The 15,610-nt window shown below is 60.2% G+C and carries 13 protein-coding genes; 1 reads left to right on the top strand and 12 read right to left on the bottom strand.

Features of this window, described 5'->3' with window-relative positions:
* Window positions 1-3: 3 nt before the first annotated feature.
* The 12 genes from CXQ93_RS01045 to CXQ93_RS00985 all read right to left on the bottom strand — a co-directional run bounded on the left by CXQ93_RS01045 (window position 4) and on the right by CXQ93_RS00985 (window position 14,279).
* Window positions 4-825, bottom strand: a complete 822-nt coding sequence (locus tag CXQ93_RS01045) for an SDR family NAD(P)-dependent oxidoreductase (RefSeq protein ID WP_104108639.1) — start codon at window positions 823-825, stop codon at window positions 4-6.
* A gap of 110 nt (window positions 826-935) precedes the next feature.
* On the bottom strand, window positions 936-3,902 hold the full coding sequence (locus CXQ93_RS01040) for a glycoside hydrolase family 2 TIM barrel-domain containing protein (RefSeq protein ID WP_104108638.1): 2,967 nt from the start codon (window positions 3,900-3,902) through the stop codon (window positions 936-938).
* Window positions 3,903-4,053: 151 nt separating this feature from the next.
* Window positions 4,054-4,782 (bottom strand): hypothetical protein, encoded by a 729-nt coding sequence (locus CXQ93_RS01035; protein WP_104108637.1) that lies wholly within the window; start codon window positions 4,780-4,782, stop codon window positions 4,054-4,056.
* Window positions 4,783-4,820: 38 nt separating this feature from the next.
* The gene (locus tag CXQ93_RS01030) at window positions 4,821-5,669 is read right to left on the bottom strand and encodes a TetR/AcrR family transcriptional regulator (RefSeq protein WP_181035999.1); all 849 of its coding nucleotides are present in this window, start codon (window positions 5,667-5,669) and stop codon (window positions 4,821-4,823) included.
* Window positions 5,670-5,679: 10 nt separating this feature from the next.
* Window positions 5,680-6,489, bottom strand: coding sequence for a triose-phosphate isomerase family protein (locus CXQ93_RS01025; RefSeq protein ID WP_258068508.1), 810 nt, complete (start codon window positions 6,487-6,489; stop codon window positions 5,680-5,682).
* A gap of 45 nt (window positions 6,490-6,534) precedes the next feature.
* A complete protein-coding gene (locus tag CXQ93_RS01020; protein WP_104108634.1) occupies window positions 6,535-7,884 on the bottom strand; it encodes an MFS transporter in 1,350 nt (449 codons plus the stop codon).
* 170 nt (window positions 7,885-8,054) lie between these two features.
* Window positions 8,055-8,834 carry an SDR family NAD(P)-dependent oxidoreductase gene (locus tag CXQ93_RS01015; protein WP_104108633.1) on the bottom strand — a complete coding sequence of 260 codons (780 nt, stop codon included), beginning with the start codon at window positions 8,832-8,834 and terminating at the stop codon, window positions 8,055-8,057.
* Between the two features lie 34 nt (window positions 8,835-8,868).
* Window positions 8,869-9,846, bottom strand: a complete 978-nt coding sequence (locus CXQ93_RS01010) for a 3-hydroxyacyl-CoA dehydrogenase family protein (protein ID WP_104108632.1) — start codon at window positions 9,844-9,846, stop codon at window positions 8,869-8,871.
* A 2-nt stretch (window positions 9,847-9,848) separates the two neighbouring features.
* Window positions 9,849-10,337: a ribose-5-phosphate isomerase gene (locus tag CXQ93_RS01005; protein WP_104108631.1), complete on the bottom strand. Its 489-nt coding sequence runs from the start codon at window positions 10,335-10,337 to the stop codon at window positions 9,849-9,851.
* Window positions 10,334-12,076, bottom strand: a complete 1,743-nt coding sequence (locus CXQ93_RS01000) for a dihydroxyacetone kinase family protein (protein WP_104108630.1) — start codon at window positions 12,074-12,076, stop codon at window positions 10,334-10,336. Before CXQ93_RS01000 ends, CXQ93_RS01005 begins: the two co-directional genes overlap by 4 nt.
* A 78-nt stretch (window positions 12,077-12,154) precedes the next feature.
* Window positions 12,155-13,162: a sugar phosphate isomerase/epimerase gene (locus CXQ93_RS00995; protein WP_104108629.1), complete on the bottom strand. Its 1,008-nt coding sequence runs from the start codon at window positions 13,160-13,162 to the stop codon at window positions 12,155-12,157.
* A 421-nt stretch (window positions 13,163-13,583) separates the two neighbouring features.
* A complete protein-coding gene (locus CXQ93_RS00985) occupies window positions 13,584-14,279 on the bottom strand; it encodes a GntR family transcriptional regulator (protein ID WP_104108627.1) in 696 nt (231 codons plus the stop codon).
* Between the two features lie 226 nt (window positions 14,280-14,505).
* Here CXQ93_RS00985 and CXQ93_RS00980 point away from each other — a divergent pair, with 226 nt between their 5' ends.
* Window positions 14,506-15,561 carry a hypothetical protein gene (locus CXQ93_RS00980; protein ID WP_104108626.1) on the top strand — a complete coding sequence of 352 codons (1,056 nt, stop codon included), beginning with the start codon at window positions 14,506-14,508 and terminating at the stop codon, window positions 15,559-15,561.
* The last annotated feature ends 49 nt before the right edge of the window (window positions 15,562-15,610 follow it).

Genomic DNA, 15,610 nt, shown 5'->3' with positions numbered 1-15,610 from the left:
GCTCTAGACCGCCGTCACCATGGCGTCACTGTGCTCCCACAATTGCACGGCCAACGCGGGATCCTGCGCCTGCCGGCTCGTCTTGGCTATTTTGCGCTTGGCGTAGTACTCCCCCGGTGTCCAAACAACTCCGGGGATTGTGGTGGCTAGCCACAGCAACGTGTCTGCACCTTGTTCCGGAGAGAGCAGCAGGCGCTTGGCAATGGGTCCGTAGCCAAGCTTCATCAGGGGAGTTGATTCGGCGGCAAAATTGGTGCCCACCACGCCCGGATGGAAGGCAGCTGCGTTAATGCCGTGGTCCCCGTAGCGGCGCTGCAACTCCTTGGTGAACAAGATGTTCGCGAGTTTGGCGTTGCCATAGGCCGTGCTGGGACTGTAGTGCTTGCGAGCGTCCAGATCGTCAATGTCGAATTTCGCCATCAGTTTGTGCGCCGCACTTGAGGTATTGATAACGGTGGCCCGGCTAGCCACCAAATTGTCAATGAGCAAGGTGGTGAGCAGGAACGGGGCCAGGTGGTTCACCTGAAACGTCTTCTCATGCCCGTCCACGGTTTCTTCCCGGTCCGCCATGATGCCGCCGGCGTTGTTTGCCAGGACATCAATGCGCGGATACTTCTGTGCAAGTGAGGCAGCTAGCGCGCGTACCTGTTCTAGCTCACTGAAATCGCACAGAGAATAGTCGGCGTCCAGTTCCTCCGCGATGGCGCGGGTCTTCTCCGGCGAGCGTCCCACCAAAACCAAGGTGTCCCCCGGATACGCCAGCATTTTTGCCGCTGCCGCCCCGATCCCGTCGCTGGCACCGGTGATGACTACTGTTCGTTTCATAAAAGACCCCTTAGAAGTTTGTGTCAGCATACCCCCGGACGCTGAAGCGTTGCTGGGTAAGAGCTGCCCAGCATCCGTTCAGGACAGCATCCGTTCAGGACAGAACCCGTTTAGGACAGCACCACTGTGAAACTCACCGTTCCCGGTGCCAAGCGGTAGGCCGGTAGCACGCCGGGTCCGCATGACGCCGTGCCAATTCCCTGCACTGCTGCATCCAGCGTCAGGTGGCTCATGCCATCAGCCACCAAATCCGGCGTGTGTCTGGCCGCCGTGAGCACAGTCTGGGACCACGGACGCAGCGTGAATGCCATCGATTCACTCTGGAAGGTGATGCTCTGCCCGGCCGCGGGTGCCGCCAGTTGCAAGTACGAGACTCCCGCCCGCGCCCCGTTCTCCTGCGGCCGCACGTACGGTACTTGGAGTTCCTCAATGGAGGCACTGAACCAGCCCAGCCGCGCAGCCATACCCGTGTCGGGGTACCGTTGTCCCGGCCCGAATCCGGTCCACGACGCCTGTGAAAACTCGCCCGGCAACTCGAAATCAAAGCCGACGCGCGGCCAACTTACGCCCCATCCCGGCCCCGGCTCCACCGTGGCCGCCAGCTCAAGACTGAGCCCGTCGGTGCTCCACACATACTCAACATCCACATGGTGCCGGAGAATTGGCGTACCGTAGCGCACCCGCACCGTCAGCTTCCCGCCGCCGTGCTCCATCGATTGCAAACGGCCCTCCAGTAACGGCAGGCCGGCAGCAATCCACGTGTCCGCATCACGGGGAGCGCCCGGCAGCGCCCAATTCCTGCCGTTGTCATTGTCAGTAGGCGAGCGCCACACGGTCAGCCGCGGGCCATTGAGCGGCACGCCCTTGAACTCGCTCAGCTCCCCCGTGTCCAGGCTAAATACGGCTGGTCCAAAGTGCACCTTCCGCCCCTGTACCTCTGCGTGCCCATCAGCCATCACTTCAGGAAGCGGCGCGGCAACCTGCCCCTGCTGCCCCCACGCGATCTGATGCCCGGATGGCGCCCACGGTTGCTCGGCGGCGAGCACTGCACTGATCAAAACCACTCGTTGTTCCCCCAAGAGGCCGCTCAGCTCCGCCGGAAGCACGACGGCGGACTCCTCACCCGCCGCTGTCACGGGCACCTCGAGCGTGCCTTGTGCCACGCAACCTTCGGTCCCCTCAACCTTCCAGATGAACGAAAGATGAGAGGTATCAAGGAAGTCATACTTGTTGCGAACGCTCAGGCTCTGCCAGTGCTGATCTATGATCAGGCTCAGCGGTTCCACTACCTTTTTGAAGTCCAACAGGCCCGGGCGCGGCTCCAAATCCGCAGACACCAAGCCGTCAATGACAAAGTTCCCATCGTGGACCCTTTCGCCAAAGTCGCCTCCGAAGGCAAAGTAGGCCTCTCCGTCCAGGGTGTGTTGGCGGATGCCGTGTTCCATCCATTCCCACACGAAGCCTCCCTGGAGCCGCGGGTATTTATCGAACAAGTCCTGGTATTCCTGCAGGCCACCGGGCCCATTGCCCATGGCGTGCACATATTCGCAGAGGATGAACGGCAAGGTGCGCCGGTGGCTGTCCTGCTCAGGATCTTCCAGGGGCGGTTCTTGTTGGCGGCCGATCAGCTCTACTTCGGCAGGGGCGGCGTACATGCGTGAATACACGTCCACGTAGGGGCAGGCCCAGTCACCCTCATAGTGGACCAACCGCTCGGGGTCGCGCTGTTTGGTCCACTGTGCCATGGCCTCAAGATTGGCTCCCTTACCTGCCTCATTACCCAACGACCACATGATGATCGAGGGGTGGTTCTTGTCCCGCTCCACCAGACGCTGCATACGGTCCAGCAGGGCGTCCCGGTACTGCGGTTCAGCGCTGGGATTGCCGGCCCAATCACCATGTTCAAAGCCGTGCGTTTCGTAGTCGCACTCGTCAATGATGTAGAAGCCCAGCCGGTCTGCGGCGTGCAGCAGGAATGGATGCGGGGCGTAGTGGGAGGTCCGGATGGCGTTGATGTTGTGTTGTTTCATCAGGTGCAGCTCACGCAGCACCTGCTCCTGCGGAACGGCGCAGCCCAGATCCGGGTTGTGTTCATGCCGGTTGACGCCCCTAAAGAGCAGTGGCTCGCCGTTGAGTTTGATCTGCGCGTCCTCCACTGTGATGCTCCTAAAGCCTACGTTCAGGCTCAGGGTTTGCACAGGCGTGGTGATCCGCAGCTGGTAGAGGGTGGGCGATTCGGCGCTCCAAGGCTCCACACCGCTCACGTTGAGTGTCTGTGACGTTCCCGCGGTGCTGGCGGAAGCTACGCTGCCGGCGTTTTCCGCTGAGGCCTCTGCCGAGGCCTCAGAAAACGAAAGGGTCTCGCAAAAGCCCAGCTGGGCAATCTCCACGACGGTTCCCGGTAGCGGTGGATCAAGTTCCACGCGCAAGGTGCCGGTACCAGTCCCCTCGCTGCTGGGGGTGAAGCCCGCGTGGACAAAAACATCCCGCACGGCGCTGGCCGGCTGGGCCAGCAAGGTCACGTCGCGGAAGATCCCCGGCAGCCACCACGCGTCCTGGTCCTCTAAGTAGCTGGAGGCACTAAATTGTGACACTCGCACCACCAGCAGATTCTTACCGGCCCGCAGCACCTCACTGACATCGAACTCCTGGAGCAGCTTGGATCCGCGGGTGGTGCCCAGCAGCACTCCGTTGAGCCAGATCGTTCCAGCGTTATCGATACCATCAAACCGTAAGATGGCGCCGTTGAGGAACTGATCCCCTGCATCAAAGTGGAGGCGATGATCTCCTACCGGATTGGCATCCGGCATGTACGGCGGATCCAACGGGAAAGGGAACTGCACGTTGGTATAGGCGGGAGCGCCGTAGCCATGGAAGTTCCAGCTCGAGGGGACGGTCAGCGTGTCCCAGGCTGCGTCGTCGAACGTCTCGGACTCAACACCCAGAGGGGCCGCAGCCAGGGTTGGTGCGTAATGAAAGCGCCAGTCGCCATTGAGCGAGAGAGTGGGCAAGCCAGTCTCCACGTGCGCGCGCGGACGGATCCCGCCAGTGCCAGGACCTGGATTTTTCAGGTCCATAACGCTCTCTTAGGGGTGCTCGGCCAGGTTGGCGGTCAGTGCAGAGGGTAGGTTAGCGCTAACAGTGGAGGCGGTGCTCGGGGCGTTCACGGGTTCGGATCCTTGCTGTGGGAGGAGAATGAGCGCGGCGACGCACCGCGAGAGACGTTTGTTAGCCTGCGGTGCCGTCAAGCATGCGGGCCACTTTTTGTTCGAGCGAGGCGATGGTGACGTCCGGAAGAACGATCAGACCGTCGAGTTCCTTGCGTGCCCGCTTATAGGCCGTTTGACGCTCGGCAGGGCTGGCGGCGTCATCCTCGGCAATGTTCACCAGCTTGCGCGCAGTGCCAAGGCGCTGGCGTTCCCCATCATTGAACGCAGAGTCCTTGATCCTGTGGGCTTCTTTTTCCGCGATATCAAAGGCCACGGCGAAGGCGTTCACGGCGTTGCGGTAATCGTCCCAACGGCTTTTGGCAGAGATCTCATCGCCTTCGAGAGGGCGGAGAGCATCGGCGTCGCGCTTGGCCCGTAAGAATGCAACGGTCAACGGCTGGCGGACATCGCTCATCATGGGGAAGTCGATCAGCTTGCCAACGTCCAACTCATAGCTGAGCCACCGCTTGTTGACGGAATCGTGTTCACCCTTGACCCTGGCAACATCAGCTTCTGAATACCCGTCCTTGGCCAGACTGACGGTATTCGCAAACGGCTGCTGGCGGTTGGCAGGATCCAGTGCCGCCGCTTCCGGGTGCTGGAGTTTGTACATCTCGATCTGGCGTGCATGGGCGCGTTCCTGCGCACGTTCACGGGATGCAAACAAGGCCTTGAAGCCGCCGGCCGCCATACCTCCCAGCGGGAAGAGTAACCACCAATAACCGGCAAAGAGTTCAGGGAAGGTCATGGTTCCATCGTGTCACTTTGCCGCTATGCAACCAATAGTTACGTTGCAGGGGTTACTTTCGGAGCAGCAGCAGTTGCATCGGTGCCAGACAATGCCCTGATCCCGGAGGAGGCGTTGCACAGCAACTGATAAGAGACCTCGATGATGCGCTCTGAGTTAGTGGTAGTTCCGCCAATCACGGCGTCCAGCAGCATATTGTTCACCCCACCCACCATGGAGATGGACGTCAGGCGGGCAAATTCCAGCGCCTCGGCAAGGGGGTGGTTCGGGTCAACGGCCTGCAGACGCGCTCCTGCACTGTCACCGGGGTTGCTACCGCCACCGTGACTGCCCAGGTCCCCGCCGAGTAGCTGCTTAACCACGGACGCTTTGATCCCGGCCAGTATCAACAGGGCACCCATCGATTGGCCTGCAAAATTGCTCATGGCCTGGTGGCGTTTTGCTTCCAGCTCTTCGGAAACCCCAACAATTTCCACGAGGATGATTTGGGCATGGCGGGGATCGCCCAGCATGAAGTTGACCACGGCGGCCAGGCTTGCGCGGATGGCATCCTTGGGGTTGGCCTCAGGATCTGACAAGGCCTCGGTCACCTGGACCATGAGCTCGGTGGACACCGTCTCATACACCTCGGTCAGCAGCTGTTCGCGGGAATCGAAGGACTCGTAAAAGTAGCGCTCACTCAGCCCCGCACAATGGCACAAGGTCTTGATTTTGGCCGAGGCATAGCCCACGGTGCCAAACAGCTCAATGCCGGCGTCTATGAATTTCTGGTACCGTTCCCGAGTCCGCTCTGCGGGCTGCAACCCGGAATACACACGCCCGCATTCGGCCCCGGCGCGTGGGTGCTCCGGAAGACTGGAATGCGGTGCTGCGGGCCGAGTGTTCACACCCCCAAGTCTAGTTGACGTCAAGAGCGCCGTATTGGGCGGCGAGGGCCTCATCGAGCACGGCCCCAAAGTTGCGGGCTTCGTGGGCAAATCGTCCCAAGAAGAGCCCGGAGACGCCGTTCAGTTCGGGGAGGAGTCCGGGCTTGGCCGAGCCTCCGTAAATGATGGGTAGCGCGGCTAGTTGATGCTGCGCCAGAAGGTCTCGCAGGGCCTGAACAACTGCGGAAATGTAGGCCGGGTTGGCTGGTTCCGGTGCACCAATGGCCCATACCGGTTCATAGGCGATGACCAGGTCCGCGGCACTGTCCCAATCCCCCACCGCTGCGGCAATCTGCTCGAAAACCACGTGGGCAGCTACTGCCGGCTCCGCATGCTCCAGCTCTCCCACGCACAGCAACGGTGTCATGCCCGCGGCCCAGGCTGCTGCCACTTTTTGCGCCACCATGGCGTTGTCTTCATGAAAATGACGACGCCGCTCGGCATGCCCCAGCTCCACCAGGGTAACGCCCAGCTCGGCGAGCATGGACGGGGCTACTTCTCCGGTCCACGGACCATCGGCCCAACCGGAGTTTTGTGCACCCAGGAGCAGTGGCGAGCCCTCAATGATGGCAGCCGCGGCCGGCAGCACCGGGAAGGACGGGATGACAAACGGGACCACCCGCCCGGCTGCAAGAGCCGGGCGGGTGTCCACTTCGTGACGCAACTCCTGCAGCCAGCGCAAGCTGTCTGCGTAGCCCATGTACATTTTGCTGCTGACACCTATATAGAGAGGTGGCGCTACTGCGGTGGGCAAGCTGTCTGTTGCATGGTGCGCCGTCACGATATTTCTACTTTCACTAACGAGTTGCTGCTTTTTTTGTTCGTTTTACTTCTCGAGCAGGTCATCAGCCTTGGTCTTGAAACGGCGGGTGCCCCACATCATGAGCGCAGCCACGAAGGGCAGGATGCCCAAGGCCACAATCCCCATGGCCCCTGATTCAGAAGCAAAGGTTTCATTGATGTTGGTACGCATGATCGGTGCCACGAATCCGCCCAGGTTACCCAAGGAGTTGATCAGCCCAATACCTGCAGCCGCCGCTGTGCCGGTGAGGAACGCCGTCGGATATGACCAGGTGATGGGACCAATGGCGAGGAAGCTGCATACCGCCAGCGTGATGAAAATGATGCCCACTGCCGGGAGGTGGTTGGCACCAGCCCAGGCCGAACCAAGGATGCACATGCCTGTGGAAACAAAGAGCCAGGTACCGAGCACGCGGCGGCGAATAACCGTGGTGGCGTAACGGCCGATCAAGATGCAGGCGAACATTCCGAAGAACCACGGGACTGCTGCGAGGAGGCCAACGCTCAGGCCCACCTTTTGTCCGGTCAACTGCGCCACCTGCTGCGGCAGGTAGAAGGTCACACCGTAAACGGCGATCTGGAGGCAGAAGTAGATGATGGTGAAGTACCAGACACGGCCATTGGTCAATGCTGCCTTGACACCGGACGGGCCGGACTCCTTCTTAATGGTGTCTTCTTGCTCCATGGCCGCTGTCAGCGCATCTTTCTCATCCTGCCGGAGCCATTTGGCCTTCTGTGGCCCGTCGATGAGGAGGAAGAAGGCAAAGATACCGGCAATGATGGCCAGTGAACCTTCAACGAAGAACATGACCTGCCAGCCGTGAACGCCGGGAACCTGGTCACCAATGTTGATGAGCCATCCGGACAACGGCGAGCCGATGACCTGGGAGAACGGCTGTGCCAGGTAGAAGATGGCGAACATCTTCACGCGGTGCTTGTTGGGGAACCATTCGGCCAGGTACATGATGACACCGGGGAACAGACCGGCTTCGGTCACACCGAGCAGGAAGCGCAGCGCGATGAAGGATGTATCTCCTTGAACAAAGGCGAAACAGGCCGAGACAATACCCCAGGTGATGGCGATGCGAGCTAGCCAGAACTTGGCACCCACCTTCTTCATCATCAAGTTGCTGGGGATTTCAAAGATGGCGTAACCAATGAAGAAGATACCGGCACCGAGAGCGTAGGCTCCGGCGGTGATGCCGCGGTCCATTTCCAAGGCTGATTCTGCGAAGCCAACGTTGGTGCGGTCCAGGAAGGCCACGATGTAGAGGATGACCAGCATCGGCATGAGCCGGAAGGTCGCCTTCTTAATTGCTGATTTAAGCGCTGGAGACTCTATTGCTACGGTCTCCTGCGTGGGTGATGTTGCCATGCGAAACTCCTCGTTGAGTCAAACTTTCAAATTTAAGAACGCCTACGGTCTGGGTTAGCGCGGGTAGGTCATCAAGACAATGGCAACACCACAGATGACGATCCCTACGGCCAGGTACAACTTGCGGGCCAAGGTCCACTTGACGGAATTCTGGTTATTCATCAAAGCTCCTAGTGCATGTAGAGTCCGCCATCCACGTTCAACGTTTGACCGGAGATGTATCCGGTGTCTTCGCTGATCAAAAAGTGGATAGCTGCTGCGATGTCCCGCGTGGTTCCCACACGGTTGACGACGAGGTCTTGGGTCAGTTCGTCTTTGCGTTCTTGCGAAAGCGTGCCGCCCATGATGTCAGTATCAATAGGGCCAGGTGAGATGGCGTTGACGGTGATATCGAAGGGGCCCAGTTCACGTGCGGTTGACCGGGTCAAACCAATGACGCCGGCCTTCGCAACGGAGTAGGCCGTCTTGGAGAACGTTCCGCCGCCACGCTGTGCTGACACGGAGGAGATGTTCACGATCCGGCCAATGTGGTTCTTCACCATGGATTCGGCAACACGGCGCGTGGCGTAATGAACACCGTTGAGGTTGATGTTCAGCACCCGGTTCCATTCCTCGGGAGTTACTTCCAAATACCCCACCGGCGAGCTGACACCGGCAACGTTGGCGAGTGCCACGATCTGCGGCAGTTCTGCCTCCAGCTCGTCAATGGCCTTACGAACGGAGGCCTCGTCCCCGATGTTGGCACCAACACCGTGCGCCTTGACCCCGAACTCCGCGGCGACTGCTGCGGCCACTGATTTGCAGGCTGCATCATCTAAGTCGATGATGCCAATGTTCCAGCCATTCTCAGCCAGGTAGTTGACGGTTGCCCGGCCAATACCGCGTTCGGAGACGGCTCCGGTGATGATGGCGGTACGTTCTGCGGGGAATTTTCCGGCGGTTTCAGACATAGCTTCTCCTAGGAATGTGGGTGGCTGATGCCAGTTAGTGGATGGGAGCCGGGCCGAGATCTTCGAGCAACGCTGACATGGCTACGTAAGCCTTGTTGCGGTACGCGATGAGCTCTGCCGTCTTTTCGGCGGGGACATCCAGGAAGCCGGAGCCGGTCTTGGTGCCCAACTTGCCGGCCGCTACCAGATCGCTGAGGATCTTCGGGGTGGCAAAGCGCTCGGGGAATCCGGTCTGCAAGGACTTGTAGCAGAAGTCGTAAACATCCAGGCCGGCCATGTCGGCAATGGCGAAGGGGCCAAAGAACGGCAAACGGAAGCCGAAGGTGGTGCGGACCAGGGTATCGACGTCGTCCGCCGTGGCGATGCCCTGCTCAACCAGCTGGGCAGCCTCGTGGAACAGCGCGTACTGGAGGCGGTTCAACACGAAGCCGGTGACGTCCTTGACAACAGCCGTCTGCTTGCCGGTTGAGTGGACCATGTCACGGGCTGCGCCAACGGTGGCTGCCGAGGTTTCAGCGTGAGGGATGATTTCCACACCAGGGATGAACGGCGAGGGGTTGGAGAAGTGAACGCCCAAGAAACGCTCCGGGTTGATCACGGGCTCAGCCAAATCGGCGATGGAGATCGTGGAGGTGTTGGAGCCAATGATGGCGTCCGGGCGGGCAGCGGCGCTGATACGAGCCAGGGTCGCATGCTTGATGGCAATGACTTCCGGGACGGCTTCTTCAATGAAGTCCGCGTTGGCGACTGCTTCCTCAATGTCCTTGGCCGGCCACAGGTTCTTGCGTAGCTTCTCGGTGGAGCCGGCGGGGAACAAACCGTCAGCAACAAACTGGTCTGATTCCACCAGCAGACGCTCGTAGTTTGCTGCGGCAATCTCTGCCGAGACATCGGCCAGGGCCACGCGGGCTCCACCCAGTGCCAGAACCTGGGCGATGCCGCCACCCATGTAGCCGGAACCTACGACGGCGAACTGCAGCTGTGTTTCTGTGTTTTCTACTGTATTACTCATGATCAGATGGCCTTCGTGTAGTTCGGTTCATAGGAGCAAATTGCGTCGACTTTGTCCGCCGAGGCAGAAGTTTCATCGAAAGTGTAGGAAAGCCATTCGGTGACCAGCCTCTTGGCCAGCTCCAAGCCAATAACGCGCTGACCCATGGTGAGTACCTGTGCGTTGTTGCTCAGCACGGAGCGTTCCACCGAATAGCTGTCGTGTGCGGTGACGGCACGGATGCCGGGGACCTTGTTGGCTGCAATGGCGACGCCCAAACCGGTACCGCAAATCAGTAGCGCCCGGTCAGCTTTTCCGTCAACCACCATACGTGCTGCATCGACGGCAATGTGCGGGTAGGCCCGGTTGTCGTTCGCTCCGACGCCAATGTCCTGCACTGAGTGGACACGAGGGTCTGCCTCAAGTAGTGCTACAAATGCGTTCTTGTATTCCACGCCAGCCTCGTCATTGCCGACGATGATCCGGTAACCGGTTGATTCCGTGGAGCTCATGCTCGTGTCCCACTTTCCATTAGTTCGTTCTCAAAATGTTGGCCCAAGCGCTCTACGATCAAGCCGAAGGAGATGGCTCCGGGGTCAGGGTGCCCCAGGCTTTTTTCTGCCAACGGGCGGGCGCGGCCCTTCAAGGGGCGCAAATTGGCCGTGGCTGCTGCGGCGTTCTTGGAAACAACGGCGGCATCCTTGAGTGAATCGACCACTGAGTTGCCAGCCGCTACGTTCGTCAGGAATGCGTCCCGGAACGGGATCATGGAATCCACCATGGTCTTGTCCCCCGGCTCGGCTTTACCCAAGGTGGTGATGGCGTCAGTGAACGCAGCGACGGCAAGGGCTGCGTCAGCAGGCGAATATGACTCCCTATTACCAAGAGCAGCTGCGGCCGCGATAAACGCCGTTCCCCATAACGCGCCCGAGGTGCCGCCGGCCTTCTCTGACCAGGCTTCGCCGGCCGCGGTCAAGACCGAAGCAACTGATGCGCCACCATCAACCTCGGCGCGCTTTTGCGCGGCGGCGCTGGCGGCGTCAACGCCACGGCGCATGCCGATGCCGTGATCGCCGTCGCCAGCAATGGCGTCAAGGTTTCCCAAGGCTTCTTCGTGTTCCATGACCACGCCGCGAATGGCACCAACGGCACCCACCGCTTGGAGTCCCAACGCAGCCGCGGCCGGGGTGGGTACCTCAAGCTGTACTGCCTCTGCTGCGACGTGAGCAGCAACGCTGCGCTGTGCACGAGGAGTTGATGTGCCCTTACGGAACGCGGGGGTGTCGGCAGGTGCCGCCCAGTATTCCTTAAGTTCGTCGTCGAGCCACAGCAGGGTCAGAGACAGGCCGGACATGTCCAGACTGGTCACCAATTCCCCGCACTCGGGCTCAATAACGCTCAGGCCTGCTTCACTCAGGAGCTTTTCAACCTTGCCAAATAGAAGGAACAGCTCGTCATATTTGACGGTTCCCAGACCATTGACGATCACCACAACCTCGGTACCGGCGTCGTCAGGCTTGTCAGCCAGCAGACGCGAGACCAGCAGTTGCGCCAACTCGGACGCCGTTGGCATGGGGTGTTCGGAGATGCCAGGCTCGCCGTGGATGCCCAGGCCCAACGCCATCATTCCGGCAGGAACGTGGAACAGTGGCTCCTGCGCACCCGGCAGGGTGCAGCCGTCAAAGGCAACGCCCAATGAGCGGGTGCGGTAGTTGGTCTTGATGGCAAGGCGTTCCACCTCATCCAAGCTCAACCCGGCTTCGGCGGCGGCTCCGGCAACCTTGAACACTGTCAGGTCCCCGGCAATGCCACGGCGCTTTTCCCACTCGTTGAGGGGTGCACTGGCAATGTCATCGGTGACCACAACGGTGCGAGTTTCGATGCCCTCAGCGTTGAGTCGGACCTGGGCCTGGCCGAAGTGCAGCACATCGCCGGCGTAGTTGCCGTAGCTGAGCAGCACGCCACCGTTCATGTTGGCGGCTTTTGCCACGCGGTAAATCTGCCCTGCGGCCGGTGAGGCGAACATGTTTCCGCAGGCTGATGCGGCTGCGAGTCCGGCGCCTACAAGGCCAGCAAAGGCCGGGTAGTGTCCGGAGCCGCCACCAACAACCAAGGCGACCTGCCCTTGGTTCATCTCGGTCGAGCGGACCACGCCGCCATCAACGCGGGCAACGTACTGCCGATTCGCGGCCACGAAGCCGTCCAGGGCATCGTGCGCAAATTCAGCGGGATTGTCGAATATCTGAGTCATGATTCCTTCTTCAGTCTTATGCTTTGGCGTTGGCAGGGGTGGATTTCCCCGGCTCCTGCCAACGGCCTAGCGAATGCCTTAGACGGTGAGCAGCGAGGCTGCCGGTGCAGGAGCTTGGCGGCCCTGCGCTACTTGGCTGGTGCCTAGTGCGTAGCCATCGGTCTTCGGCAAGATCTGCGAACGGAGGTATTCCTGGTTGCGTGCCGTAACGCTCAGGCCGTCTCCGCCGTAGTGCTCGGTGCAGATGATGCCTTGGTAGCCAACGGAGATGGCAATCTTGAAGGCTTCGCGGTAGCTGATCAAGCCGCTTTCCATGGGGGCCGGCATGGCCACGTACTGGCCGCGGGCCACATTCTCATCACGGATGTAGTTCTTGACGTGCCAGTAGTTGGAGTACGGCAAGACCTTGGCAGCCACTTCGCGCCAGTCCTCGATGGGGCGGTGCAGGCGGATCAAGTTGCCAATGTCCGGGTTGAGGCCCACATTGGCCAGGTCGATGTCTTGAACCAGCTGAACGGAAGAATCCGCAGTGCCCAAGTAGGTGTCCTCGTACATTTCCAAGGAGAGCAAGACGCCAACCTCGGCTGCGTGCTGGCCCAGTTCGCGGAGGCGAGTAACTGCCTTGTTCCAGGTTGCGGTGTCACCCACCGGATCCACGTGGCCCTGAACGGTCCAGAACCACAACTGCTTCTGCTGCTCTGCTGTCAGCGCCTGGTGCAGGCCTACGGAGACAACTTCGCAACCGAGCGCCGCTGCGGCGTCAATGGTGCGGTGGCTGTAGGCCAGGTTGGCTTCCCAGTTGGCTTCTTCGATGACGCTGCTGCGGATAGCGGAGATGACCGGGATACCAATGCCTACATGATCTGCAGCCGCCTTGAATTCAGCAAGTCGTGATTCGCTGAGCTCGCCGGGGCGAACCCAGCTGTCCGTCAAATCTGCGTTGGCGAAGCCGGCATCTTTAACTTCCTGAAAGACTTCCACCCAAGCTGACGAATCTGCTTCGTTGATGTGAACGCCAGCTGCGTTGGTGTTTGAGAACTGCAGCAGGGCCGCTGAGATGGGCCAATTTTCGGCTGTGTAAGCCATAGTTTCACTCCCTTGTGATGAATCCTGTTTCCTATAGGATCTACTATCGTGAAAGAAATCCGATATGTCAAGCGTCACATTCATCCGGGAGTATTTGAACGAAATAATGCCGGGCGTGCACCAGACATGGAGTCGGCCGATCCGTACGGAACCCACTGCAAAGGCTCGCGCTGAGGCCAGTGATGCGCAGGGTGGGTCTGCGACGCGTGGCTTTGGGGCTGATTTTGGGTACAACGAAGCCCGCCAGCAACGGACTATTGCGCGTCAACTAGCGGGCATGCCGGCCTAGCGGCTGGCGCTTGGGCGCGTGGCTATGGGCGGCCCGTGGTTGTGCAAGGCGACGAGCTGAGTGCCTGAGGGGCGGGCGCCTTGTGATTACGACTTGCTGATTGCCGGCAGCTGGTTGTTGGTTGTGCTGTGGTTACTCTGCTGATGATTCAGCTGGCGCGTCAGCCATGGCTCGGGCGCGAACGTTGGAGACATGCTCGGTCATCTTGGCGGCTGCGCCCTCGACGTCTCCGTCACGGAAGGCTTCAAAAATGGCTCGGTGTTCTGCAATGGCGAAGTTGGCATCAGTGATACCCACGCCGCTGAAGAGCCGAAAACGCTGCACCTGGCCACCGAGGGCGTTGTACGCAGCGAGCAAAAACGGATTCCCGGCATTTTCCGCAATGAGCCGATGAAAGCGCTCATCCGCGTCGAAATAATCCCTAAACTCTGCAAACGATGGCCCGCGCGGCGCCGTCGCCAAATCATGAATGGACTGCTCCAGAGCGGCCAAGGTCTCTGGCGTCATGACCTCGCCAGCCAGCCGAGTATTAACTGGTTCAATCACCAGCCGCGCTTCCATCAATTGGGCCATTTCCGCGGCGGATGACAGTGGTGCTACGCGGTAACCTTTCAGGGCAGCGCGTTGCACGAGCCCGGTATGTTCCAGACGAGCCAAGGCTTCGCGGACCGGAGTAGGAGAGACCTCCAGATCACGGGCGGTCCCGTCAATGCTCACTGCATCCCCAGGCATCAGGCGCCCATCCATCAGAGATTCCAAAATCTCGTCATAGACGTGATCAGCCAAAACCTGGCGGCTAATGGCGTGGGGGGCTGTCAATGGCTTCATAGTCTAAATCCTATAGGATTCTATCGTTGGGGCTGCTATCACACAGATAATATCGCAGCTATTACGCCCACTCCTCCGCGGCACGTCGCCCTCCAGCGACTTGACCCCAGCGGCACGTGCGAGGAGGCACCCACGGTGAGATACGCCGTCGAACGTTGACCAAGACGCCGCCCGCACGGCAGACAAAGCATGGCCACGAAGCGTGACAGAATAATGATGATCCGCCATGACAGCAAGCACAGCACGTAACCGCAGCAAGCCGGCCGCCGGCACCCCCGAGCAACCCGCGACCACGGGCAAGCCTGCGCACCAAATTCCCGATGTTCCGCGCCGACTGTTCTTTCTCACCATGGGTGCGGGCGCCATCACCACCGGGTTCCAGGCCAACATTGCCCTGGATGCGCACCTTACCGAACGCAGCCAGTACCGCATCACCACCCCTGACAATGAAGAAAATTTAACTGCGGCAGCACGTTTTCCCGGCAAAACCTGGTACCTGCTGGGAGGATTCCGGGTCAGTTACCGCGACGCCGGACGCAAACTCGCAGCGCTCCAGCCCGCCATGAACCAGCGCGCATCCGCCTCATACATTGGCTACTCCAATGAGGGCATCGACGTGGCTCAGCTCTTCATCGCCATTCAACGCGATGTGTATGCACGCCAAATCGACACCGTGTACTTCTATGGGGACAGCTTCGGTGGGATGGCGGCCGTGGTTCTGGCCTCGCTGCTGACCGACATTGGCGTCAAGGTGCGGCTCATCGTGATGGGTTCGAGCCCGTCCAACGTGGCTGACACCTTGGACCCAGGCAAGGAATACATCTCCATCGCAGGGAAAGTAGTGCCCTATCTGGGACTTTTGGGCCGCCTAGGCGCGGGGCTTTGGGGCGGGCTGAGCAACCCCAATGGCCAGGGAATGTATGACGCGGCCCGTAGCGGCGTCGCTAGCTCGTTGGACCAGAACAACAATTCGCTGATCCTGAGCACCACTCAGGCCACGTTCTTGCAGGCGTTCCCCCGCCAGTACGACGGCGGCGTGCCCACCAGTACCGGGATCGGGCTCATTTACGATCCCGAAGATTTCATTGTCGATGCCAAGCTGGCCAAGCAAGGCTGGGAGAGGCTCATGCCGCGCAATCCGCACTTCGCCTACGATGTGCCGCACACCGGCCACGCCAGCCCTGAAATTTATCCGGACCTGTACCGCACCGCACTCGCCGTGGTCCTGGACAAGCTGGATGCGCTGCCGCTAACAGTGAAGCCGGACCAGCCCATTTTCTAGGCTGATCCGGCTCTCACGAGTGCCGCTCTCGCGGGTGCTGCAGGCATTC

This window comes from Arthrobacter sp. N199823 (assembly GCF_002929705.1).
GTDB lineage: Bacteria > Actinomycetota > Actinomycetes > Actinomycetales > Micrococcaceae > Specibacter.
Note: the sequence above shows the minus strand (reverse complement) of the source record. Positions and strands in the feature narration are given on the sequence as shown.

Excerpts from the sequence above, each read along its gene's own strand:
- CXQ93_RS01045 (WP_104108639.1), bottom strand. The coding sequence starts at position 825 with ATGAAACGAACAGTAGTCATCACCGGTGCCAGCGACGGGATCGGGGCG.
- CXQ93_RS01040 (WP_104108638.1), bottom strand. The coding sequence starts at position 3,902 with ATGGACCTGAAAAATCCAGGTCCTGGCACTGGCGGGATCCGTCCGCGC.
- CXQ93_RS01035 (WP_104108637.1), bottom strand. The coding sequence starts at position 4,782 with ATGACCTTCCCTGAACTCTTTGCCGGTTATTGGTGGTTACTCTTCCCG.
- CXQ93_RS01020 (WP_104108634.1), bottom strand. The coding sequence starts at position 7,884 with ATGGCAACATCACCCACGCAGGAGACCGTAGCAATAGAGTCTCCAGCG.
- CXQ93_RS01015 (WP_104108633.1), bottom strand. The coding sequence starts at position 8,834 with ATGTCTGAAACCGCCGGAAAATTCCCCGCAGAACGTACCGCCATCATC.
- CXQ93_RS01010 (WP_104108632.1), bottom strand. The coding sequence starts at position 9,846 with ATGAGTAATACAGTAGAAAACACAGAAACACAGCTGCAGTTCGCCGTC.
- CXQ93_RS01005 (WP_104108631.1), bottom strand. The coding sequence starts at position 10,337 with ATGAGCTCCACGGAATCAACCGGTTACCGGATCATCGTCGGCAATGAC.
- CXQ93_RS01000 (WP_104108630.1), bottom strand. The coding sequence starts at position 12,076 with ATGACTCAGATATTCGACAATCCCGCTGAATTTGCGCACGATGCCCTG.
- CXQ93_RS00995 (WP_104108629.1), bottom strand. The coding sequence starts at position 13,162 with ATGGCTTACACAGCCGAAAATTGGCCCATCTCAGCGGCCCTGCTGCAG.
- CXQ93_RS00985 (WP_104108627.1), bottom strand. The coding sequence starts at position 14,279 with ATGAAGCCATTGACAGCCCCCCACGCCATTAGCCGCCAGGTTTTGGCT.
- CXQ93_RS00980 (WP_104108626.1), top strand. The coding sequence starts at position 14,506 with ATGACAGCAAGCACAGCACGTAACCGCAGCAAGCCGGCCGCCGGCACC.